Source organism: Streptomyces africanus (assembly GCF_002150735.1).
GTDB classification, from domain to species: domain Bacteria; phylum Actinomycetota; class Actinomycetes; order Streptomycetales; family Streptomycetaceae; genus Streptomyces; species Streptomyces africanus.
Genome location: NZ_MUKA01000230.1, coordinates 17051 through 39705, shown reverse-complemented (window position 1 = coordinate 39705; position 22655 = coordinate 17051). Strand labels below are relative to the sequence as shown.

Below are 22655 nucleotides of genomic sequence, written 5' to 3'. Positions count from 1 at the left end.
CGCCCGGGGGTCGCGCGGGCGGCCCCCGGGGTCACTCGGTGGCGATGGCCCGCAGGACGTCCAGGCGTGCCGCGCGCCGGGCCGGGCGCAGCCCCGCGAGGGCGCCGGCCGCGAGACCCACGAGGGCCACGACCGCGAGCTGCGCGGGCGGCACGGCGAAGGCGAAGTCGCTGTCGCTGCTGCCGTCCGAGGCCCTGACGAGGACCCAGCCGAGGAAGGCGCCGAGGCTGAGCCCGCCGGCCGTGCCGAAGGCGGCGACCAGGACCGACTCCCAGCGGACCATGGCCCGCAGCTGGGAGCGGGTCTGGCCGACGGCCCGCAGCAGGCCCAGTTCGCGGGTGCGTTCGTGGATCGCCAGGGTCAGGGTGTTGGCGATGCCGAGGAGCGCGATGACCACCGCGAGGGCGAGCAGGGCGTAGACCAGGGTGAGCATCATGTCGATGCCACCGGCCGAGGACTGCGCGTACTCGTCGCGGGTCTGGACCTCCGGGTTGCCGTACCGGGCGGCGGTCTTCTCCACCGCCGTCTTGCCCGCGTCGGGGCTCACGCCGTCCTTGAACGTGACGGCGACGAGGGTGTCGGAGTCCTGGGTGCGGTGCGGGGCCCAGGCGGCGCGGGTGATGACGTAGTCGCCGGCGAGTTCGGACTGCCCGTAGACCGCGCGGACGGTGAACGTCTCCTTCCTTCCGTCGGTGAAGGTGAGCTGTGCCTTCTCACCGGTGGTGAGGTGCTGCCTGGCGGCTTCCTTCTCGGTGATGGCGAGGCCGTCGGTGCCGAGGCCGCGCAGGGAGCCGTCTACCCTGCCGAGGTCGAAGGTGCGTTCCAGGGCGGCCGGGTCGGTGACCGTGAGGGCCCGGCCCTCGCCGTCGACCTCGGCGACACCGCGGCCGAGTCCGACCGCCGTGTTCACCTCGGGCAGCTCCTGGACCGCGCCGGCCAGCCTCGGGCTCAGGCCGCTGCCGCCCGCGCCGAAGGACGGGGCGCTGACGGCGACGTCGCCCGCGAAGGACCGGGACACGGTCTGGTCCATGGTGGCCTTCAGCGAGGCGCCGAACACCGTGAACAGCGACACGACGGCCACGCCGATCATCAGGGCACTGGCGGTGGCCGCGGTGCGCTTCGGGCTGCGCAGGGCGCCCTGCCGGGCCAGCGCGCCGGTGACACCGCGCAGCCGAGTGAGCGGGCTGCCGAGGATCCGGACGGCGGTTGTGGAGGCGACCGGGCCGAGCACCACGAACGCGACCAGGGCCAGCGCGGCGCCGGAACCCGCCAGCCAGACGGACGGCGACACGAGGACACCGGCCAGGGTGAGGGCGAGGGCCAGCGCGATCAGGCCCGTGCCGGTGACCGCCCGCAGCCGGGACGCGCCGGAGGTGTCGACGGCCGTCTCGCGCAGGGCGGCCAGCGGTGCGGTGCGGCCGGCGCGTACGGCGGGCAGCAGGGCGGAACCCAGGCAGACCACGATGCCGACGGCCAGCGGCAGCGCCAGGGACAGGCCCTTGACCACCAGGTCGCCCTCGGGGAACGGGAAGCCGATGGCCGGGAACAGTGCCTGGAGCCCGGCCGCGATGCCGATGCCGCCCGCCAGGCCGGCCAGGGACGCGGTCACGGCCACGGCGGTGGCCTCCACCAGGGTGGTCGCGGTGACCTGGCGGCGGGAGGCGCCCAGCGCCCGCAACAGGGCGTTCTCGCGGGTGCGTTGGGCGACGACGATGGCGAAGGTGTTGTGGATGGAGAAGGTCGCCACCAGCAGGGCGACGCCGGAGAACACCAGCAGGAACAGCGTGAAGATGTCCAGGAACTGGCTGGAGATCATCTCGTTGTTCTCCTCGGCCGACTCCTGGCCGGTGATCGCCTCGACGCCCTGGGGCAGGGCGGGGCTCAGCCGGTCGACGAGCTCCCGCTGGCTCACGCCGGGGCCGGCCCGCACCTGGATGCTCGCCGCCTCGCCGGGCCGGGCCGTGAGGTACTTCTCCGCGTCGGCCGCGGTCATCCCGGTGAAGGTCACCTGTGCCATGCCGTCCTCACCGGCGAAGGTGGCGAGGCCGACGATGGTCACCCGGACCGGGTCGGGGGTGCGCAGGGTGGTCGTGTCGCCGATCTTCAGGCCGCCCTTCTCGGCGGTACCGCGGTTGACGACGACCTCGCCGGACTTCCGCGGTGCGCGCCCCTCGGCGAGCCGGTACGGGTTGAGCTGCGGGTCGGTGATCCAGTTGCCGGCGAGGGTGGGCGGGCCCTGGCCGCCGATCGGATCGCCGTTCGCGCCCACGAGCTGCCCGGCGCCCTGGATGTTCGGCGCCGCGGCAGCGACGCCCGGGACCTTCTCGACGGTCCTGACCAGGCCGGTGGCGACCGGCTGCCGTACGCCCTGGCTCTCTCCGGGCGTGGTGATGGCGTCGGCGCTGCGGACCACGGCGTCGGTGCCGCCGGCCGCCTTGCCGAACATCGAGTCGAAACCGGCGCGCAGCGTGTCGCCCATGACGAGCGTCCCGGCCAGGAACGCCACGCCCAGGAACACGGCGAGGAACGTACCGGCGAAGCGCCGCCGGTGGGCGCGCAGGGAGGACACACTCAGGCGGACGGCGGCGTTCATGAGGGCACCTCGAAAGCCTTCATCCGGTCCAGGACCCGGTCGGCGGTCGGGGACTCCATGCGGTCGACCAGGCGTCCGTCAGCGAGGAAGACGACCTCGTCGGCGTGCGCGGCGGCCACGGGGTCGTGGGTCACCATGACGACCGTGCGCCGCGTCCGGCGTACGGCGCGGCCGAGCAGGCCCAGCACCTCCTCGCCGGAGCGCGAGTCGAGGTTGCCGGTCGGCTCGTCGGCGAAGACGACGTCCGGCCGGCCGGCGAACGCCCGGGCCACGGCCACGCGTTGCTGCTGTCCGCCGGAGAGTTCGGCGGGCCGGTGGTGGAGCCGGTCGCGCAGTCCGACGACGTCGATCAGCGCGTCGATCCATTCCTGGTCGCCCCGGCCGCCCGCCAGGTCCAGGGGCAGCCTGATGTTCTCCGCGACGGTGAGGGTCGGCACCAGGTTGTACGCCTGGAACACGAAGCCCACGCGGTCGCGGCGCAGGAGCGTGAGGCGGCGGTCGTCGAGGCCGCCCAGGTCGGTGTCGCCGATGCGGGCGGTGCCCGAGGTGAGCGTGTCCAGACCGGCCGCGCAGTGCATCAGGGTGGACTTGCCGGAGCCCGAGGGCCCCATGATCGCGGTGAAGCGGCCGGCCGGGAAGCTCACGGTCACGCCGTCGAGGGCGCGTACGGCGGTGTCGCCACCGCCGTACACCTTCACCGCGTCGACGACCCGGGCGGCGGGCCGCGTGGCCGTCGTGGCGGTCGTCGTGGTCATGCCGCACCTCCCTTGCGGCCGAACTCCTCGTTCAGCACGGACAGCCGGCGCCAGTACTCGTCCTCGTCGATCTCGCCGGAGGCGAAGCGGTGTCCGAGCACGGTGATGGGCGAGTCGTTCCCGGCCGGGGGCTGCCGCCAGGTGCCGCCGCGGCGGCCGCGCCACACCGTGCGGCGCAGCAGCGCGATGCCGCCGCCGATGACCAGGGCCCAGATCACCGGGAAGAGCAGGATCCAGGGGCCGGGGCCGCCGTCACCGAAGTTCGCCAGGGTCTGCATGTCGTTCAACTCCTCGGACGCGTTGCTGCGATGTCCTGTGTGTCGCTTCCGAGCGTCGCCCCGTGGGGGGTCCCAGGTCGTCGTACGGCCAGCGGCAGTGCGCGTACCTCGCGAGGAGTAGACGGGCGTTGCCGGGCTGCTCCCCCGGCCCTCGACTTCTGTACCTACTGGTATGTACAGTGCGGTCATGAGCACCTCGGAACGGCTGATCGAGTCCACGCGCGAGCTGCTGTGGGAGCGCGGCTACGTGGGAACGAGCCCCAAGGCGATCCTGGAGCGCGCGGGCGCCGGGCAGGGCAGCATGTACCACCACTTCAAGGGCAAGCCCGACCTCGCGCTGGCCGCGATCCGGCGGACCGCCGAGGAGATGCGGGCTACCGCCGCGGGAGTACTCGACGGCCCGGGAACGCCGTACGAGCGCATCGCGGCATATCTGCGGCGCGAGCGGGACGTGCTGCGTGGCTGCCCGGTCGGCCGGCTGGCCATGGACCCGGACGTGATCGCCAGCGCCGAGCTGCGCGCCCCGGTCGACGAGACGCTCGACTGGATCCGGGAGCGGATCGCCGGGATCGTCGAAGAGGGCAAGGAGCAGGGCCAGTTCGTGCCCTCGCTGGACGGCGGGGAGATCGCCGCGGCGGTCGTCGCGACCGTCCAGGGCGGTTACGTCCTGGCCCGCGCCTCCGGCTCCCCCGCCGCGTTCGACGCGGGGGTGCGGGGGCTGCTGTCCCTGCTGGCACCCCGTCCCGCCTGAGGAGGGCCTGAATGCACGCCATGCAGTACGAGCTCACCCTGCCCGCCGATTACGACATGGGCGTCGTCCGCGACCGGGTCGCCCGCCTGGGGCATCTGCTCGACGACTGGGACGGGCTCGGCTTCAAGGCCTATCTGGCGCGCGAGCGCGGTCTGCGCGGCTCGCCGGTCAACCAGTACGCGCCCTTCTATCTGTGGAACACCGTCGACGGCATGAACGCCTTCCTCTGGGGCGGCGGGTTCCAGGGGCTCAGCGACGACTTCGGGCGGCCGTCCGTACGGCAGTGGACGGGACTCGCGTACGAGGAAGGGGCCGGGGCGCACGCGCGGTTCGCGGTACGGCGCCGCCAACCCGTCCCCGCCACGGGCCTGTTGGCCGAGGCGGCGGAGGACGCCGTGCGGGAGGTCCGGCGGCTGGCGGCGCAGGACGGGGCCCTGCTCGCCGCGGCGGCCGTCGACACGAGCCGCTGGGAGCTGGTGCACTTCTCCCTCTGGGAACACGACACCCCGAAGGCCGAGGGCGACGTGTTCGAGGTGCTGCACCTGTCGGCACCGGGCCGGGACCGGCTGCCCCGGGGGCGCCGGTGGTGAGCGCGGTCCGCACGGTGCTGGGCGACGTGCCGCCCGGGGACCTGGGCGTGTGCGACGCCCACGACCACCTGTTCTTCGGCAGTCCCCGGCTGCCCGGCCAGGAGCTGCGCAGCGTGGCGGCGGCGCGCGCGGAGCTGGCCGCGTTCCGGGAACAGGGCGGCGGTGCCGTGGTGCAGTGGACGCCGTACGGGCTCGGGCGGCGGGCCGCCGATCTGCCGCCGCTGTCCCGGGAGACCGGGGTGCACGTGGTCGCGGCGACCGGGCTGCACCAGGCCGTCCACTACGACGAGGACACGCTGAAGGGGCTGCGCGGCCGGCTCGCCGACCTCTTCGTCTCCGAACTCACCGAGGGCATCGGCACGTCGGGGGTCCGGGCGGGGCTCGTCAAGGTCGCGGGCGGTTTCCACGCCCTGGACGCGCACGCCCGCTGGACGATGACGGCGGCGGCCGAGGCGCATCACGCCACGGGCGTGACCATCGCCGTACATCTGGAGCTGGGCACCGGTGCGCTGGACGTACTGGACCTGCTGTGCGGCCCGTTGGGGGTGCCGCCGCAGCGCGTGGTGCTCGGGCACCTGAACCGCTCCCCCGACCTGGTGCTGCACCGGCAGGCCGCGGAGTCCGGCTGCTATCTGGCCTTCGACGGCCCGTCGCACGCCCACCACGCCACGGACTGGCGGATGCCGGACGCCGTACGGGCCCTCGCCGACGCCGGGTTCGGCGACCGGCTGCTGCTGGGCGCGGACACCACGACGGCCGCCGCCCGCTCGGTGGGCGGCGGCCCCGGGATGCCGTATCTGCTGCGCCGGGTGCGCCCGCGGCTCGTCCGGGCGGTGGGCGAGGACCTGGTGGAGCGCGTCCTCACTCAGAACCCGGGCCGGGCGTTCGCGGTGGAGTGGCGCTGACGGCGTGGCCCGCCGGTCTCAGCCCGCGGCCTGGTCGTTGTCCTTCATCTCACCCCATCCGTGCCAGCGGTCGACCTCGATCCAGGCGCTGACCCGGGGCCGGACGCGGTTCGGGTAGGGCTTGCCCCCGTAGTGCCGGGAGAGCAGGTCGATGTCGGCCAGGTCCTCGTCGTCGTACATCTCGGTGACGCGGCCGATGAGGGTGATGTGGGTGTACCAGTTGTCGTCGGCGAGGACGGTGAGCGTCACGCGCGGGTCGCGGCGCAGATGCTTCAGGCGGACCCGGCCCGCGTCGAGGTTGATCAGCACCCGGCCGTCCTTCCACGCGTACCAGGTGGCGGTGGAGACCGGTGTGCCGTCGGAGCGCAGCGTGGCCATGACGCACGGGTTGGGCCGGCTCAGCAGAGCTTCGGCCTCGGGCGGCAGCGGCGGCTTGGACATGGGGAACCTCCCGGGTGATCAGGCGGACGGGTTGTCGTCGAAACTGGCGAAGTAGGCGGCGACCATGTCCTCGTCGCCGTGGCCCTGGGCGGCGGCACGCTCCATGCGGGCGGCGGCGGCTTCGGCCACGTCCAGGCGGACGCCGTGGTCCGCACCGGCCTCGACGATGAGGCGGGCGTCCTTGGCGGCGGTGGTCACCGCGAACTGGGGCGGGGTGAGCCGGTCTTCGAGGACCATGCCGGACTTGGCGTGCAGATAGCCCATGTCGAGCGGGCCGCCGGCGATGAGGTCGAGGAAACCGCGCGGGTCGACGTCGAGGGCCTTCGCCAGTGCCAGGGCCTCACCGGCGGCTGCCGTCACGGCGAGGACCCAGCTGTTGGCGACCAGCTTCAGCCGGGTGGCGCCGCCGGCCGCCCCGTCCTCGCCGGCCCACACGGTGCGGGCGCCGACGGCGTCGAACACGGGCGTCACCGCGTCCCTGCCCTCGACGGGGCCGGCGGCGAGCACGGTGAGCTGCCCGGCCTCGGCGGGCTGGCGGGTGCCCAGCACGGGCGCGTCGTAGAAGACCAGGCCGTGCTCGCGGGCGAAGGCGGCGAGGCCGCCGATGGCCTCGACACCGGCGGTCGTGGACTGCACCCAGGCGGCACCCGGGCGCAGGGCCGGGGCGGCCTCCCGCATCGCGTCCAGGGCGGCGGGGCCGTCGTAGAGCATGGTCAGGACGACGTCGGTGTCCCGGACCGCCTGCGCGGGGGTGTCGGCGATGTGCACGCCCTCGGCGGCCAGCGGCTCGGCCTTGGCACGGGTGCGGTTCCAGGCGTGCACGGTGTACCCGGCGCGCGCCAGGTTGCGGGCCATCGCGGCGCCCATGATGCCGGTGCCCAGGACGCTCACGGTGAGCTTGTCGGTCATGACGTCAACTTCCTCGTACGTACGGTGCGGGCGAGCCGCCTGCGATCCAGCCTGCCCGCTCACGCGCCAGCCTTCCCGGAAGCGGCGCGGACACGCCCGTCGAGCCGTGCCTGATGTCCGTCGGGCACCGGATTCGGGTCCGGAAGGGTGTCGTCGAAGGCCACGGACCGTCAGGCCGAGGCCCCACTGTCGATCACCAGGTCGGCGCCGACCACCGCACCGGCCGCGGGCGAGGCGAGATAGAGCACCGCGGCCGCCACTTCTTCGGCCTCCGCGACCCTGCCGAGCGGGTTCTCCGTCTTCATGCGCCGGGCACGGTCGGCCTCGGTCTCGCCGGGCCGCAGCGACATGGGAGCGGCCGAGGCACCGGGGCTGACCGCGTTGATGCGGATGCCCTGGTGGATGTGGTCGAGTGCGGCGGCACGGGTCAGCGCGGAGACCGCCGCCTTCGACGCGATGTACGCGGCGGCGTTGGGGATGCGCCGGTGTGCTCCCAGGTTGGAGGAGATGTTGACGATGGTCCCACCGCCGTTCTCCTTCATGTGCGCGATCTCGTGCTTCATGGCCAGCCAGACCCCGGTGACATTGGTCCGCAGCACCGCGTCCCAGTCCTCCTCGCTCACCTCTCCGACGGGCACGGTGCCGCGGAGTATCCCGGCGTTGTTGACCGCGATGTCCAGCCCGCCGAAGCGGGTGACGCTCTCGCACACGAGGTTGTGGAGCTGGTCGGAGTCGGTGACATCGGCGGTGACGGCGGTGACCGCGCCGCCGACGGCCTCGATGAGACCGGCCGTCTCCTCCAGGGAAGCCGGGGTGCGTCCCGCGACGACCACGGATGCGCCCTCGGCGGCGAATGCGAGCGCCATCGCGCGGCCGAGGCCGGAACCCGCGCCGGTGACGAGGACGGTCTTGCCGGTGAAGCGGTTCATTTCGATGACTCCCTTGAGCGATGGGTTACTTGGTGCGGTGGATCAGGAGGGCGACGGCGGCGAGAGCAACCCCGGTCGAGGCCAGGGAGGCGGCATCGCCGCCGAGCGTGAGCAGGATCGCGAACAGGACCGTCGGACCGGATTCCATCGCTGTGTTCAGCACGCCGCCCGCGAGCCCGGTCTGGTGCTGCGGCACCCCTTCCGTGGTGAGTACGGCGGCTCCTGCGAAGGCGACCGCCGTGCCGGCCGGCAGCGGCACGAGGCCCGGCAACAGTCCATACCCGTACGGGATGTTCGTGTCGGTACCGGTGAGCGCGAGGAGAGCGAGCCCGGCCGCGGCGATGGCGAGTCCGGCGGCTGTGACGGTTCGGGCCCCGTACCGGCCGATGAGATGTCCTGCCGCACGGCCGGAGACGATCAGCGCAACAGCGAACGGTACGAACGCCGCCGAGGTCTGCAGCGGTGACCAATCGCGCACCTGCTGGAGGTGGAGCGAGAGGACCACGAAGGTCATCGAGGTTGCGCAGGCGCTCAGTGCGACGGCGGCGAGGGCGAGGCCTCGCCGCCGGTCGAGCAGGAAGCGGGGCGGCAGCAGTGGGTCGGGGGCGCGGCGCTCGGCATACCTGAACCCGACCAGCAGCGCGGCCCCGGCGAGCAGCGGCACGAGTACGCCGGCCGACGACCAGGGGTGGGTGTCGGTGACGACGAGCCCGTAACTGGCGAGGGTGATCCCGGTGGTGGCGAGAAGAGCACCCGGCAGGTCGAGAGTCCTGCCCAGGCTCGGCGTGGTGCCCGGCAGTAACCGGGGCGCTAGGGCGAGGGCTGCGAGGGCCACCACGAGCGGTACGGCGAAGGTACAACGCCAGGACGACAGCGCCGAGATGACGCCGGAGAGCAGGTTGCCCGCGGTCGCGCCGAGTACCGAAAGCCCGCCCCAGGTGGCCATCGCCCTGCCGTATGCGGCCGAGGAGGGCAAGGCGGCGCGCAGTACGGCCATGGCGGCGGGCGCGATCAGAGCCGCCCCCGCGCCCTGCGCGAAACGCGCGGCGAGCAGAGTCCCGATGCCGGGGGCCAGCGGGGCGACGGCCAGAGCGGCGGCGAAGAGGACAAGGCCCGCGGTGAGGGCGCGCCGCCCGCCGTAGCGGTCGGCGAGGCGTCCGCCGAAGAGCAGCAGTCCGGCAAAGGTCAATCCGTAGGCGGCGCTGAGCAGGATCAAGTCGGCGCGCTGCAGGCCGAATTCGCGCCCGATGGCGGGCAGGGGTACGGCGATCGAGGCAAGCGTGAAGATCAGCGTGGTCTGGACGCTGCCGAGGAGGAGGAAGGCGCACCGCTGCCGTACGGCGGCAGCGCGGGCAGCGTCCGTGGCGGTCATGGTCCCCCCCTGATTTTTGACCGATTGGTTCAGTATTTGGGCACGCCGAAGGAAGCCCGGTGCTGCGGCGGGTGCTGTTCAGTCCAGCAGGGCCAGCGCCTGCTCGGCCGCGTCCCGCACCCGGGCGGGGTCGTTCGACGCCTTGCCGACGACGCGCAGGCCCTGCAGCAGGACGAACAGCATGCGAGCCAGCGCGCGCGGATCACGGCCCTCGGGCAGCTCACCCTGAGCCTGGGCGCGTACGAGCGCGGAGTGAAGTGGGGTCTCGACGTGCTCCCAGCTGATCTCGACCCGACGGGCCGCCGCGGGGTCGTGCGGGGCCAACTCGGCTGCGGTATTGGTGACGAAGCAGCCGTTCAGCCGGCCTTCCGGGGATGCGGCCTCAGCGGCGAAGCGGCGCACCACCGCCCGCACCGCGGGCAGTGCGGGGCCCGGCTGGGACAGCTCGGCCAGGAGAAGCGGGTCGCGCATCTCGGCGTACCGGTCCAAGGCCTTCAGGTACAGCTCGTGCTTACTGCCGAAGGTCGCGTAGATGCTGGCGCGACCGATGCCGAGATGCTCGACGAGGTCGCTCATCGACGTCGCTTCGTAGCCGCACCGCCAGAACAGCTCGAGGGCCGACTGCAGTGCGGCGTCCGGATCGAATTCCTTGGTCCTGGCCACACCGACGACCATAGGCGTATTCAGAACGATCAGTCAAATAATCGCGAGGGTGGGCCAGTCCGCCTAGGCGAGCGCCCCGAGCGGATCGTCCAGTACCGGCTGCCACGCCAGTTCCGCGGCGCCGACCAGGCTGTTGTGGTCGAGGGTGCACGGCAGGATGGGGACGCCGCCGCTCTGGCCCCACAGGCTGCGGTCGGCGACGACGGCGCGGAGGCGGTCGGGGTCGGCGTCGAGGAGGGTGCGGTGCAGGCCGCCGAGGATGATGCGGTCCGGGTTGAGGATGTTGACGAGTCCGGCGAGTCCGAGGCCGAGCCGGTCGATGAGGGTCTCGGTGGCGGTGCGCACGCCGGGGTCGTCGTAGTGGTGGCGGACGAGGTCGATGGACTGCTGGAGCAGGGACACCTCGGGGCCGGGTTCGCGGCCCGCCGCCGTGAGGAAGGCCAGCGGGTCGGTCTCCACGTCCAGGCAGCCGCGGCTGCCGCAGTGGCAGGGGCGGCCCTCGGGGTGCACGGTGAGGTGGCCGACCTCCAGCGCGAGGCCCGAACTGCCCCGGTGCAGGCGGCCGTCGAGGACGAGCGCGCCGCCGACGCCCCGGTGGCCGGTGGCCACGCACAGCAGGTCGCGGGCGCCGCGTCCGGCGCCGTGCCGGTGCTCGGCGAGCGCGGCGAGGTTGACGTCGTTCGCGGCGAACGCGGGTCCGTCGAGACCGGCCGCGCGCACCTGCTCGGCGAAGATGTCCCGGACGGGCGAGCCCGCGGGCCAGGCCAGGTGCAGCGGGTTGAGCGCCAGGCCCTCGGGCTCGGCGACCGCGGACGGTACGGCGAGTCCCGCGCCCACGCACCGGCGCCCGGTCTCCCGCAGCAGCTCGGCGCCCGCCGTGACGACGGAGGCGAGCACCTTCGCCGGGTCGGCGTCGACGACCTCGCAGCCCGGCGCGGTGGCGACGATCCGGCCGCCCAGCCCGACCAGCGCGGCCCGGAACCCGTCGGCGTGCACCTGCGCGGCGAGCGCGACGGGCCCGTCCTCGGCGACGGCCAGCTTGTGCGAGGGCCGGCCCTGCGAGCCCGCTGCCGCGCCGGGCCGGGCGTCGACCCGGATCAGCCCGAGCGCCTCCAGTTCGGCGGCGACCGCTCCGGCCGTCGCCCGTGTCACCCCGAGTTCGGCGGTGAGCACGGCCCGGGTCGGCGCGCGACCGGTGTGCACGAGCTCCAGCGCGGGTCCGAGGGCTGCGCGCCCCCGGTCCAGCCGTGTCCTCGAGGTGCTCCCATCCCCCGCCGGCCGGGGGTCAGCCTTCCCGCTCATGAGGGCGAGTCTCCCATGATCCGCAGAGCCGGGGGCGCCCTAGAGGCCGCTGACCCGGAGCGTGATGTTGAGTCGTCCGGTCAGGCCGAGACCGGGCGGTGCCGTGCCTCCGTGTACCCGGGGGACTCCGTGGTAGGCGAGCCGGGACGGCCCGCCGAAGACGAACAGGTCGCCGCTGCGCAGCTCGACGTCGGTCCAGGGCCGGGTGCGGGTCTCGGTGTTGCCGAAGCGGAACAGGCAGGTGTCGCCGAGGCTCAGCGACACCACCGGCGCGTCGGACTTCTCGTCGCTGTCGCGGTGCATGCCCATCCGGGCGTCGGCGTCGTAGAAGTTGATCAGGGCGATGTCGTAGGCCGGAGCCGGTCCGCCGAGGGTGTCGCGGACCGCCCGGCGGCCCAGGTCGCCCAGCCACGCGGGGAACGGTTTCACCGGGGCGCCGTCGCCGTCGACGACCGTGTCGGCGTAGCCGTACGGGTACCAGTGCCGGCCGAGACAGACCTGCCGGGCGGTCATGGTGCCGCCGCCGGGGGTGCGGACCGTGCGCAGCCCGGCCGGTGGGCGTGCCCAGGTGCGGCAGGCCTCCAGCAGCTCCCGCTGACGTTCGGCGTCCAGCCAGTCCGGCATGTGCACCGCGCCCGGCGCCACCTGCGTACGGGCTCGGGGGAACAGTTCGCCGTCCATGCATCCCATCCTCCCCGACCTGGGCTGAGCTGCGGCTCGGCTAGCCTGGACGCACGATGAACGACCGTATGACGACGCCCTGGGGCGAGCTCGCGCTGACCCGTTTCCCCGAGGACCCGCGCGACAGGCTGCGTGCCTGGGACGCCTCCGACGAGTACCTGCTGAGGTATCTGGCGCAGGAGGGGGTCCCGCTGTCGGGCACGGTCGTGGTCGTCGGGGACCGCTGGGGTGCCCTGGTCACGGCGCTGGCGGAGCACCGGCCGGCGCAGATCACGGATTCCCACCTGACCCAGGAGGCGACCCGGGCCAATCTCGCGCGCCGCGATGTCGAGCCCGGCGCGGTCCGGCTGCTCACCACGCAGGATCCGCCGCCCGGCCGTATCGACGTTCTCCTCGTGCGGGTGCCGAAGAGCCTCGCGCTGCTGGAGGACCAGTTGCTGCGGCTGGCGCCGGCGGTGCACGCGGGGACGGTCGTCGTGGGCACGGGCATGGTGAAGGAGATCCACACCTCGACGCTGCGGCTGTTCGAGCGGATCCTCGGCCCGACCCGCACCTCGCTCGCCGAGAAGAAGGCCCGGCTGATCTTCTGCACGCCGGATCCCGCGCTGGAGCCGCCCGCCAGTCCGTGGCCGTACGCCTACACGCTCCCGGACGGCATCGGAGCGGTCTCGGGGCGCACCGTCGTGAACCACGCGGGTGTCTTCTGCGCCGAGCGGCTCGACATCGGCACCCGGTTCTTCCTGGAGCATCTGCCGAGCGGCGGGGGCGGCCGGCGGGTGGTGGACCTGGGGTGCGGCAACGGTGTGGTCGGGACGGCGGTGGCGCTGGCCGATCCGGCGGCCGAGGTGCTGTTCGTGGACGAGTCGTTCCAGGCCGTGGCCTCGGCGGAGGCGACGTACAAGGCGAACGGGGTGCCGGGGCACGCCGAGTTCCGGGTCGGGGACGGGCTGGCGGGTGTGCCGTCCGGCAGTGTCGACCTGGTCCTGAACAACCCGCCGTTCCACTCCCACCAGGCGACGACGGACGCCACGGCCTGGCGGATGTTCACCGGGGCGCGGCGTGCGCTGCGGCCGGGCGGCGAGCTGTGGGTGATCGGCAACCGGCATCTGGGCTACCACGTCAAGCTGCGGAAGCTGTTCGGCAACAGCAGGCTGGTGGCGAGCGACCCGAAGTTCGTGGTGCTGAAGGCCGTCAAGCGGTAGCCGCGCCCAGCGTCTGGAGGGCCCTCGCCACCGTCCGGGTCATGGCCTCCCGGGCGACCGTCAGGTAGCCGCGCGGGTCGACCGTATCGGGGCGGTCGGCGAGGAACTGCCGGATCGCGCCGGTCAGGGCGATGTTCAGGGCCGTGCCGATGTTGACCTTGGAGATGCCGCCCGCGACCGCCGCCGTGAGTTCGCCGTCCGGGACGCCGGAAGAGCCATGGAGGACGAGCGGGACGTCCAGCGCGGCCGACAGTTGCCCGAGGAGGGCGTGGTCGAGGGTGGCGGTGCGGGTCGTCATGGCGTGGGCGCTGCCGATGGCGACGGCCAGGGCGTCCACGCCCGAGTCGGCGACGAAGGCCCGGGCCTCGTCGGGGTCGGTGCGCGCGCCCGGGGCGTGCGCGTCCAGCGGGGGTCTGCCGTTCTTGCCCCCGATCTGCCCCAGCTCGGCCTCGATCCAGAGCCCTTGCGCGTGGGCCCAGTCGGCGGCCGCCCGGGTCGCGGCGAGGTTCTCCGCGTAGGGCAGCCGGGCCGCGTCGTACATCACGGAGCTGAAGCCGGCCTTCGCGGCCTGGTGCAGCAGGGTCTCGCTCTGCACGTGGTCGAGGTGCAACGCGACGGGTACGGCCGCCCGTTCCGCCGCTGCGACGGCCGCGCGGGCGAGGGGGAACAGCCGGCCGCCGTGGAACTTGACCGCGTTCTCACTGACCTGGAGCACGACGGGAGCGGGCACGGACTCGGCGCCCGCGATGACGGCCTCGACGTGTTCCAGGGTGATGACGTTGAAGGAGGCGACGGCCGAACGGGCCGCGGCGGCGCGGGTGATGAGCTCGCCGGTGGTGGTGAGGGGCACGGTGCCTCCAGGGTCAGGGGGCGAGGATCACCGAGCGGGTGAGGTGGCGGGGCCGGTCCGGGTCGAGGCCGCGGGCTGCTGCGACGGCGACCGCGAGGCGCTGGGCCCGGACGAGTTCGGCCAGGGGGTCGAGCCGGCCCTCGATCCACAACCCGCCGGTGGAGCGCACCTGTTCGGCCAGCCCGGCGGGTGCCTCGCCGAACATCCAGGTCGCGGTGCCGCTCGTGGTGACGCTGATGGGCCCGTGCCGGTACTCCATCGCCGGGTAGGCCTCCGACCAGGACAGCGACGCCTCGCGCATCTTCAGCCCGGCCTCGTTGGCCAGACCGACGGTCCAGCCGCACCCCAGGAAGGTGAACTGGGCGCAGTCGACCAGGCCTTCGGGCAGGGGCTCCGTCAGGGCGGTGCGCGCGTCGGTGACGGCGGTGTCGGGGTGCAGGCCGAAGTGGGCGCGCAGGAGGGTGAGGGCCGTGGTGGCGAACCGGGTCTGCACGACGGAGCGTTCGTCCGCGAAGTCGAGGACGGCGAGCCGGTCGGCCGCCGTCCGCACGGGCGTGTTCGGGTCGGCCGTGATGGCGGTGGTGCGGGTGCGGCCCCGCAGCCTGCCGAGCAGATCGAGGATCTCGGTCGTGCTGCCGGAGCGGGTGAGGGCGACGATCCGGTCGTAGGCGCGGCCGTACGGGAACTCCGAGGCGGCGAACGCGTCGGTCTCGCCCTGGCCCGCGCCCTCGCGCAGGGCCGCGGCCGCCTGCGCCATGAAGTACGAGGTGCCGCAGCCGACGATCGCGACCCGCTCCCCCGGCACCGGCAGCATCTCCGCGTGGTCGGCCGCCTGTGCCGCGGCGCGTGTCCAGCACGCGGGCTGGCTGGTGAGCTCGTCCTCGACATGCGTCATGCCGCACCTTCCGATCTGATTGTTCCTGCAAGATATCGCCAGCTTTCGAGCAGTATCAAGCATCAGGGCCGGATCGGGTGTGGGTCAGCGGTGCCTGCGCCCGGTGTGACCTTCGTTCCCCGCCCTTACGTCCTAGGCTGGGGCTGAGGCGTGTACCCGCCAGGGAGGCGGTCATGGGCGGACCAGCGCACGACCACGACGTGCCGGGCGGCCGGCGGTATCTGCCGATCGCCGAGCACGGGCTGATCGGCGACCTGCGCAGTGTGGCCCTGGTGGGGACCGACGGCACGATCGACTGGTACTGCTGCCCGGCCTTCGACGCGCCGAGTGTGTTCGCCTCGATCCTGGACGCGGAGCGCGGCGGCTGCTTCGAACTGGCGGCGGCGGTGCCGGCGCGGACCAAGCAGTTCTACTTCCCCGACACCAACGTCCTGATCACCCGGTTCTTCACCGAGGACGGCGTCGGCGAGGTGCAGGACTTCATGCCGCTCGACGGTGAGTCGGCCGAGGCCGAGCGGCACCGGCTGATCCGCCGGGTGGTGTGCGTACGCGGCTCGATCCCGTTCCGTACCCGCGTCGCCCCCCGGTTCGACTACGGCACCCGGCCGCACACCGTCCGGTTGACCGGTGACACGGCGGTGTTCGAGTCCGAGGGGATGGCGCTCGGGCTGACCGCGACGGTGCCGCTGGAGACGGACGGGCCGGACATCCGCGGGGACTTCAAGCTCTCCGAGGGCGAGTCGGCGGTGTTCGCGCTGGACAAGCTGGGCGGCGACGTGGCGCCCCGCCGGTGTGCGCGCACGGAGGCGGAGGAGCAGTTCGAGGCGACGGTGGCGTACTGGCGGCGCTGGCTGGCGGCGTCCCGGTACAAGGGCCGCTGGCGGGAGATGGTGCACCGCTCGGCGCTGACGCTGAAGCTGCTCACGTACGCGCCGACCGGGGCGATCGTGGCCGCGCCGACCACGAGTCTGCCCGAGCGGCTCGGCGGCGAACGCAACTGGGACTACCGGTACGTGTGGGTGCGCGACGCGGCCTTCTGCGTCTACGCCCTGCTGCGGCTGGGCTTTACCGGCGAGGCCGAGAAGTTCATGGACTTCCTGACCCGGCACATCAGCCCCGGCGACTGCAGGGGCTCCGGTCCCCTGCAGATCATGTACGGCATCGACGGGCGCACCGAGCTGCCCGAGACGACCCTCGGCCATCTGGAGGGCCACGAGGGTTCCGCACCGGTACGGGTCGGCAACGCCGCGGCCGACCAGCTCCAGCTCGACATCTACGGCGCGCTGATCGACTCCATCTACCTCTACGACAAGTGGGCCAAGCCCATCTCCAGCGACCAGTGGGACGACGTGTGCGCGCTGGTGGACTGGGTGTGCGAGAACTGGGACCAGCCCGACGAGGGGATCTGGGAGACGCGGGGCGGGCGCAAGAACTTCCTGTACTCGCGGCTGATGTGCTGGGTGGCGATCGAGCGGGCCATCCGGATGGCCATCCGGCGCGGACTGCCCGCCGACCTGCTCCACTGGCGGGAGTGCCGCGACACGATCTACCGGCGGATCATGCGCCGGGGCTGGTCCGAGACGCGCCGGGCCTTCGTCCAGCACGAGGACGGCGACGTGCTGGACGCGGCCGTGCTGATGATGCCGCTGACGAAGTTCATCGCCCCGACCGATCCGAAGTGGCTGTCGACGCTCGACGCGCTCACCGAGGAACTGGTCTCCGACTCGCTGGTCTACCGCTACGACCCGCAGTCCAGCCCCGACGGGCTGCGCGGCGACGAGGGCACGTTCTCCATCTGCTCGTTCTGGTACGTCGAGGCCATGGTGCACGCGGGCCGCATCGAAGAGGCGCGTCTCGCCTTCGAGAAGATGCTCACGTACGCCAACCATCTCGGCCTGTACGCCGAGGAGATCAGCCACACCGGGGAACAGCAGGGCAACTTCCCGCAGGCGTTCACGCATCTCGCGCTGATCAGCGCGGCCTTCAATCTGGACCGGGCGCTCGGCTGACCCTCGGCTGCGCGCATGCGCGGTGTTTTTCCGGGTTCGGGCTGTGCGAAGGGAAGGCACGGGAAATACTCGGGGAATGGTGAGGAGGACTGATCCGCCGACCACGTCATCGCCCGGAGAACGGTCGGCCGCCGTGGGCCGGGACGCCGGTCAGATCGTCACCGGTGACGGGGCGACCGGGGTCCACGTCGAGAACATCGAGCGGGCGGTGGTGCTGCCGAAGGAGGCGTTCGCGCAGGCCGCGTATCACGAGCGGTCGGCCGCGGCGGCGTTCCCTTCGTATGTGGACCTCACCTCGGTCCCGCTCGCCGTTCCCCAGCGACGGGTCGCCGCGGACCGGCTGCGCGGGCGGGACGACCTGGTGGCGGCGCTGACCCGGGGCATGGGACGCGATGCGGGTGACGGCTCGGACCACCCCCGCGTCCATGTGCTGACCGGGCTCGGCGGCTGCGGAAAGACCACGGTGGCTCTGGAGGTCGCACACCGGCTCTCTCCCCGGGCGGGCCACGTGTGGTGGGTCTCCGCCGCCGACCGTGAGAGCCTCTGGGGCGCTCTGCACGCCGTCGCGTTCGACGCCGGGGCCGACAGCGCAGAGTTCTTCCGCGCCCACGCCGCCGATGTGCTGTGGAGGCGGCTCAACGCGCTCACCGAACCCTGGCTCCTCGTTCTCGACAACGTCGACGATCCGTCCTTCCTCCGCGCCCCGTCACAGCCCCTGGCCCGTGGCGTCGGCTGGCTGCGGCCGCCCGGCACACCGCACGGGACGGTACTCGTCACGAGCCGCGAATCGCGTCGGGAGCGATGGGCGCCCTGGATACAGGTCCTTCCGGTGGACGTGCTCGACATCGACGACGGGGCTCGCATCCTGCTCGACCTGGCACCGGACGACGCGGGCGATGAGCGGGAGGCGAAGGAGCTGGCCCGGCACCTCGGCGGCCTGCCCCTGGCCCTGGACCTCGCCGGCTCCTACCTCGCGCTGGCAGCCGAGGAGCCAGGGCCCGTGCCCGGAACGCCCGAGACGTTCGCGGAGTACCGCCGTGACTTCGACGGACGGATCGCGGAGATGGCCGCCGACCCGGACTCCTCGCTCGGGGAGGCGGAACGGGCCCGCCGGGCCATCCTGACGACCTGGGAGATCTCGCTCGATCTCCTCCACGACCAGGGCAACGATCTCGCCCGGCCGCTGTTGCGCTTACTGTCGGCGTTAGGGCCGGCACCGATTCCCCACCGGCAACTGCTCGACCCGGAGTTGCTCGCCACCTGCGACCTGTTCCCCGCTCCGACCGACGAACGGATCCACGCCGCGTTGAGGGGCCTCTCCGGTCTGCGGCTGGTCAGGCCGCAGCGCGTGAGCCCGGAACCCGGCAGCGGCGCACCGTCCGACGCCGACATCCGCCGGAAGCTCGACATCCACCCGCTGGTCCGCGCCAGCAACCGCGCACACGCCGACTTCGCCACCCACACCGGGACACTCCTCGGCCTCGTCACGGCCCTGCTGGAGCGCGCCGTGAGCCCGCTCGAACCGGACAACCCCACCCACTGGCGCCGATGGCGCCATTTCGCCCCGCACTGCACCGCCCCGCTGCAGCTGCTGGAACTGGTCGGCTCCGTGCCGGACGACGTCACCGTCGCCGCCACCGAACCGGCCTTGCGTGCCGCGCAGAGCCGCAACTTCCTCGGCCTGTACTCCCTGGCCGTCACCGAGCTCAGCACGGTCGTCGCTGTGCGGGAGAGCCGTCTGGGGCCCGACCATCCGGCGACGCTCGAAAGCCGTCTGAGCCTTGCTCTGGCTCTGCGTGACGACGCACGGTTCCGTGAGTCCCTGGCCGTGTACACGGCGACGGCTGAGGCGTGCGAACGGACGCTGCCGTACGACCACCCCTTTCTCCAGTCCGCCCGTGGCGGACGGGCACGGGTGCTGTGTGCACTGGGACAACCGGAGGTGGCGGAGAAGGATCTGCGCGCCGTCCTCGAGATCCGTCTGCGCGACCCGGGGCCGAACTCCCGCAAAGCCCTGCGTACCAGGTACGACATCGCCACGGTCCTGCGCATGCGTGGGCTGCTCAGGGAGTCCGCCGACGAACTGCGGGAGATCCGGCGAGCGGGGCGAGAGCTGTTCGGGCACCGCGATCCGCTGACACTCGCCGTCGGCACCGGCCTCACCCGGGTGTTGCGCGATGCCGGGGAGCTCGACGAGGCCGAACGCGTCGGAGCTGAGGTGGTGGAGGACTCGGTGAACCTGATGGGTGCCGCCCACCCCGACACACTCATCGCCCGCCACGAACTGGCACGCGTCATGCGGGACAAGGGCCGGCTCACCGAGGCCCGGGCCGAGTTCGCCGAGATCTGGAACGTCAACAAGGAGCGTTTCGGCGAAGGCCACCCCGACGCGGTCGCGAGTCGGCACGAACTCGCCACCACGTTGCATCTGCTGGGCCGCCCGGCCGAGGCGGCGGAGCACTTCCGTGCGGTGCTCCACGCCAACGTCCGGCTCCTGGGCGAGGAACACCCCGATGTGCGCACCAGCCGACGCAACCTCGCTCTTGTCCTGAACGGCGCGAACGAGGAGGACCACACAAGGATGTCCCTGCACCAGGCGCTCGCCGCCGACAGCGACGAACCGGCCCCCGAGGTCCGTCGAATCCTCAAGAGGTTCGCCCGACCACGGCAGAGCAAAGCCGGTGAGGGATCCGGCGGCGGCGGATACTCGGACGGCGGCTACGCCTACGCCCCGGACCCGCCGTCCCCACCCGTACTTTCCTACCGCTCGCAGTCCCGCTTCCAGGACAACCCCACCGCCCTGCCCGCGAACGCCAGGAGATGTTCGCCGGCCGTGCTGCGTGCCCTGGCCGCCGGGCGGGAGACCAGCAGCGACGTCGAAAGCCTGCGCGCCCATCAGCTGGACATCCGTGTCCTGGCACTGACGAGCATCCTTGCCTGGTACACCGAGCGGGACGGTCACCCGTGGGTCCGGCAGGCGCGGGCGCTGTTCGCGAAGGCCGACCAAGCCGACCCGGTCTTCATGGACGGACTGCTCCTGCATCCCGCCACGGGCCGGTGGATGAGCCGTACGCTGCGTGCCCTGGAGGACGACTCCTCACAGGCCGATCCCGGTTATCTGCGGGCGCTCGCGGCCACGGCCGGCATCAACGCCGGGTTGCCCCTCGCCCTCCGGATTCCCTTGCACGAGGGCCTGGCCGTCCTGCCGACCCTCGGTTTCGCCGACCTCGGAATCGACCGGCGTACGACGGAGGCGCACGTGCTGACGGAGAACGGCCTGACATACGTCCGGGCCGCAGGCAAGGAGGTGCGGCTTCCCTCTTGGCTGGAGGTCGAGTCTCCCGGCTGGCACCCGATGCGCCGTATCAAGTCCCGTGCCGCCGGCGAAATCCGCCTGGTCTGCCTCGACGACGTCGACCCTTACCGCGGTGTCGGCCCCGGCACGGCGCCCTGCCCGCTCACCCCCGAGCAGGTGGACCGCTGGCAGGAACTGCTCGGTGAGGCATGGGCCCTGCTGGACGGTACGGACGGCGTGGACGCCGGGGCGCTTGCAGCCGCTCTCACCACCCTCACGCCGCAGGCCCCGGAGCCCGGCGGCGCGCCGACTTCGCTGACGTCGAGCGATGCCTACGGCGGGATCGTCCTCGCCGAGTCGGAGGACGCGCTGCACCTCGCCCTGACACTGGTGCACGAGGTCCGGCACATCAAGCTCCACGCCCTCCTCGACATGGAGTCGCTGCACAGTGAGCAGGGCAGTGAGGAAGAGCTGTTCTACGCGCCCTGGCGGGATGATCCGCGGCCCTTCGAAGGCCTGTTCCAGGGGGTGTTCGCCTTCTTCGGGGTGGCCGAATTCTGGCATGGGCGCTGCCTTCGGGCGACCGGCGACGAACTGCGGCGCGCGCAGTTCGAGCTGGCCTACTGGCGCATCCAGGTCTGGGAGGCCTTCACGGTGGTGACGTCCTCGCCTCGGCTGACGGACACGGGCCGGCAATTCGTAGCGGCGATGGCGGACAGCGCCGCCGCGTGGCGGACAGAGCCGGTCGTACCCGCCGACGTGGCCGAGGCGGCCCGGGCGGCCGCCCTCGCCCACCGGGCCCGGTGGGACCTCCGCCACGGCCGGCCTTGACCTGCGAGGACGGCTCACCGCCCGCAGCCTCGGTGCTCAGTGCCCGTGGCCGTCCTCCGTATGCCCCTCGGGGGTACCGGATCCGGCCGCCGCTCCCCCGGTCCTGACGGTGAACGCCGCCGTGTGGACCTTTCCGTCGTGCTTGAAGTCGAGGAACAGGCGGTAGGAACCGGCGCTGGGGGCCGTGGCCGTGAAGGAGATGCCGGGGCCGGGCCTGGTCTTTCCGTCGCCGGGTTCGCCGTTCGGGTGGACGTGGAGGTAGGCGAGGTCGCCGGAGCGCAGGGCGACGAGGTGGCCGTACGCGCCGAGGTAGGGCTGGAGGTCGGTGACGGGCCGGCCGGCGCGGGAGACCTTCAGCTTCAGTTCGCCTGCCGTGCCGGGCCGCAGGGCGCCGGACAGCTTGACTTCGTAGCCGTCGGTCCTGGCCGTGGCGGCCGGTGCGGGCAGTTCCTTCGGCCGGTACGGGCCTGAGGCGGCGAGGTCCGCGCCGAGGGTGAGGTTCCGGGCGTCCTTCCTGGCCGGGGTGAAGTCGGCGAAGACGCGGTAGCCGCCCGCGCGGGGCAGGTCGACGGGGGTGCTCCAGGTGCCGTCGGCGGCGCGGGTGGGGTGCAGATGGCGGTAGGTCACCAGGTCGCGTGAGGCCACGATGAGGTGGAGTTCCTTGTCGTGCTCGCGCTGATAGGCGGTGACGGCGCGGCCACTGCCGTCCCGGACCGTGAAGCGCAGGTCGGCCCGCTGCCCGGCGGTGACGCTCCGGGTCTGAAGGTCGAGGGTGTAGCCGTCCTCGGAGATCTGCAGCCCGCCGGCCGGGGGCGTGTCGTGCCCGGCGTGGCCGCCGGGCTGCTCGGGCGGGGGTGCGGGACGGGTGTGCTCGTCCTTGTGCCCCGGCGGGCTGTCGGCGACGACGGGGTCGATGCCCTGGCCGACGCCGTAGGCCGTGCCGAAGGTCGCTGCCAGGACGGCGGCGAAGGTCGTGATCTTCAGTCCGGTGTTCATGGCCTGCATCTCCTTCAGAACCGGGCCTCCCGCTCCTGTGCGGGGCCTTCATGCACTTCACCATACCCCTAGGGGGTATCAAGTCAAGCGATGCTCACGCTTGCATCTTATACCCCTAGGGGGTATACAGGAATCCGGCGGGGAGATACCCCCGCCCCGTATTCGAGCATCGCGACCGTACCCAGGAGGCACGCCATGACCGCCACCACCTACGCCGTCTCCGGAATGTCCTGCGGCCACTGCAAGGCCACGCTGACCAAGGCCATCGGCGAGCTGGACGGCGTCAGCGCCGTCGAGGTCGATCTCGACGCCGGGCACGTCACCGTCACCAGTGCCGCCGAGCCCGACGACGCCCTGATCGCCGAGACCGTCGACGAGGCCGGCTACGAGCTGACCGGGCGGGTGTGA

The 22655-nt window shown here is 72.7% G+C and carries 20 protein-coding genes; 7 read left to right on the top strand and 13 right to left on the bottom strand.

The features are described 5' to 3' along the window. Positions 1–31: 31 nt before the first annotated feature. The 3 genes from CCL05_RS27070 to CCL05_RS27060 are packed head-to-tail and all read right to left on the bottom strand — an operon-like array spanning position 32 to position 3626. A complete protein-coding gene (locus tag CCL05_RS27070; protein WP_086563109.1) occupies positions 32–2593 on the bottom strand; it encodes an ABC transporter permease in 2562 nt (853 codons plus the stop codon). Beyond that, positions 2590–3348 (bottom strand): ABC transporter ATP-binding protein, encoded by a 759-nt coding sequence (locus tag CCL05_RS27065; protein WP_086563108.1) that lies wholly within the window; start codon positions 3346–3348, stop codon positions 2590–2592. Before CCL05_RS27065 ends, CCL05_RS27070 begins: the two co-directional genes overlap by 4 nt. After that, positions 3345–3626, bottom strand: coding sequence for an SHOCT domain-containing protein (locus CCL05_RS27060; RefSeq protein WP_086563107.1), 282 nt, complete (start codon positions 3624–3626; stop codon positions 3345–3347). The genes CCL05_RS27065 and CCL05_RS27060 overlap by 4 nt, the downstream gene beginning before the upstream one ends. 172 nt (positions 3627–3798) lie before the next feature. Here CCL05_RS27060 and CCL05_RS27055 point away from each other — a divergent pair, with 172 nt between their 5' ends. From CCL05_RS27055 to CCL05_RS27045, 3 genes are read left to right on the top strand one after another with little or no spacing between them, the layout of a single operon-like run. Then, positions 3799–4377, top strand: a complete 579-nt coding sequence (locus tag CCL05_RS27055) for a TetR/AcrR family transcriptional regulator (RefSeq protein WP_167409622.1) — start codon at positions 3799–3801, stop codon at positions 4375–4377. 11 nt (positions 4378–4388) lie between these two features. Then, entirely contained in the window at positions 4389–4967 is a 579-nt protein-coding gene (locus CCL05_RS27050; protein ID WP_086563105.1) for a DUF4865 family protein, read from the top strand. Then, the gene (locus CCL05_RS27045) at positions 4964–5872 is read left to right on the top strand and encodes a phosphotriesterase family protein (protein WP_086563122.1); all 909 of its coding nucleotides are present in this window, start codon (positions 4964–4966) and stop codon (positions 5870–5872) included. Before CCL05_RS27050 ends, CCL05_RS27045 begins: the two co-directional genes overlap by 4 nt. A gap of 18 nt (positions 5873–5890) precedes the next feature. Here CCL05_RS27045 and CCL05_RS27040 read toward each other — a convergent pair whose 3' ends face one another. The 7 genes from CCL05_RS27040 to CCL05_RS27010 all read right to left on the bottom strand — a co-directional run bounded on the left by CCL05_RS27040 (position 5891) and on the right by CCL05_RS27010 (position 12169). Further along, positions 5891–6313: a PPOX class F420-dependent oxidoreductase gene (locus tag CCL05_RS27040; RefSeq protein ID WP_086563104.1), complete on the bottom strand. Its 423-nt coding sequence runs from the start codon at positions 6311–6313 to the stop codon at positions 5891–5893. 18 nt (positions 6314–6331) lie between these two features. After that, the gene (locus CCL05_RS27035; RefSeq protein WP_086563103.1) at positions 6332–7222 is read right to left on the bottom strand and encodes an NAD(P)-dependent oxidoreductase; all 891 of its coding nucleotides are present in this window, start codon (positions 7220–7222) and stop codon (positions 6332–6334) included. Between the two features lie 170 nt (positions 7223–7392). Beyond that, positions 7393–8151 (bottom strand): SDR family NAD(P)-dependent oxidoreductase, encoded by a 759-nt coding sequence (locus CCL05_RS27030; protein ID WP_086563102.1) that lies wholly within the window; start codon positions 8149–8151, stop codon positions 7393–7395. Between the two features lie 25 nt (positions 8152–8176). Beyond that, the gene (locus tag CCL05_RS27025; protein WP_086563101.1) at positions 8177–9523 is read right to left on the bottom strand and encodes an MFS transporter; all 1347 of its coding nucleotides are present in this window, start codon (positions 9521–9523) and stop codon (positions 8177–8179) included. A 78-nt stretch (positions 9524–9601) separates the two neighbouring features. Next, a complete protein-coding gene (locus CCL05_RS27020) occupies positions 9602–10186 on the bottom strand; it encodes a TetR/AcrR family transcriptional regulator (RefSeq protein WP_086563121.1) in 585 nt (194 codons plus the stop codon). A 63-nt stretch (positions 10187–10249) separates the two neighbouring features. After that, on the bottom strand, positions 10250–11488 hold the full coding sequence (locus CCL05_RS27015; protein WP_086563100.1) for an ROK family protein: 1239 nt from the start codon (positions 11486–11488) through the stop codon (positions 10250–10252). Positions 11489–11527: 39 nt separating this feature from the next. Further along, a complete protein-coding gene (locus tag CCL05_RS27010) occupies positions 11528–12169 on the bottom strand; it encodes an alpha-ketoglutarate-dependent dioxygenase AlkB family protein (RefSeq protein WP_086563099.1) in 642 nt (213 codons plus the stop codon). A gap of 68 nt (positions 12170–12237) precedes the next feature. Between CCL05_RS27010 and CCL05_RS27005 the strand changes: the two genes are divergently transcribed. Next, positions 12238–13371, top strand: a complete 1134-nt coding sequence (locus CCL05_RS27005) for a methyltransferase (protein ID WP_086563098.1) — start codon at positions 12238–12240, stop codon at positions 13369–13371. Here the strand turns inward: CCL05_RS27005 and CCL05_RS27000 are convergent. After that, on the bottom strand, positions 13361–14221 hold the full coding sequence (locus CCL05_RS27000) for a class II fructose-bisphosphate aldolase (RefSeq protein ID WP_086563097.1): 861 nt from the start codon (positions 14219–14221) through the stop codon (positions 13361–13363). The genes CCL05_RS27005 and CCL05_RS27000 overlap by 11 nt on opposite strands. A 13-nt stretch (positions 14222–14234) precedes the next feature. After that, a complete protein-coding gene (locus CCL05_RS26995) occupies positions 14235–15116 on the bottom strand; it encodes an SIS domain-containing protein (protein WP_086563096.1) in 882 nt (293 codons plus the stop codon). Between the two features lie 173 nt (positions 15117–15289). Between CCL05_RS26995 and CCL05_RS26990 the strand changes: the two genes are divergently transcribed. Both CCL05_RS26990 and CCL05_RS26985 read left to right on the top strand, forming a co-directional pair. Continuing rightward, positions 15290–17125 carry a glycoside hydrolase family 15 protein gene (locus tag CCL05_RS26990; RefSeq protein ID WP_086563095.1) on the top strand — a complete coding sequence of 612 codons (1836 nt, stop codon included), beginning with the start codon at positions 15290–15292 and terminating at the stop codon, positions 17123–17125. 133 nt (positions 17126–17258) lie between these two features. Beyond that, the gene (locus tag CCL05_RS26985; protein WP_158102498.1) at positions 17259–21251 is read left to right on the top strand and encodes an aKG-HExxH-type peptide beta-hydroxylase; all 3993 of its coding nucleotides are present in this window, start codon (positions 17259–17261) and stop codon (positions 21249–21251) included. A gap of 36 nt (positions 21252–21287) precedes the next feature. Here CCL05_RS26985 and CCL05_RS26980 read toward each other — a convergent pair whose 3' ends face one another. After that, the gene (locus CCL05_RS26980; protein WP_086563093.1) at positions 21288–22247 is read right to left on the bottom strand and encodes a hypothetical protein; all 960 of its coding nucleotides are present in this window, start codon (positions 22245–22247) and stop codon (positions 21288–21290) included. Positions 22248–22442: 195 nt separating this feature from the next. Here CCL05_RS26980 and CCL05_RS26975 point away from each other — a divergent pair, with 195 nt between their 5' ends. Then, positions 22443–22655, top strand: a complete 213-nt coding sequence (locus CCL05_RS26975; protein WP_086563092.1) for a heavy-metal-associated domain-containing protein — start codon at positions 22443–22445, stop codon at positions 22653–22655.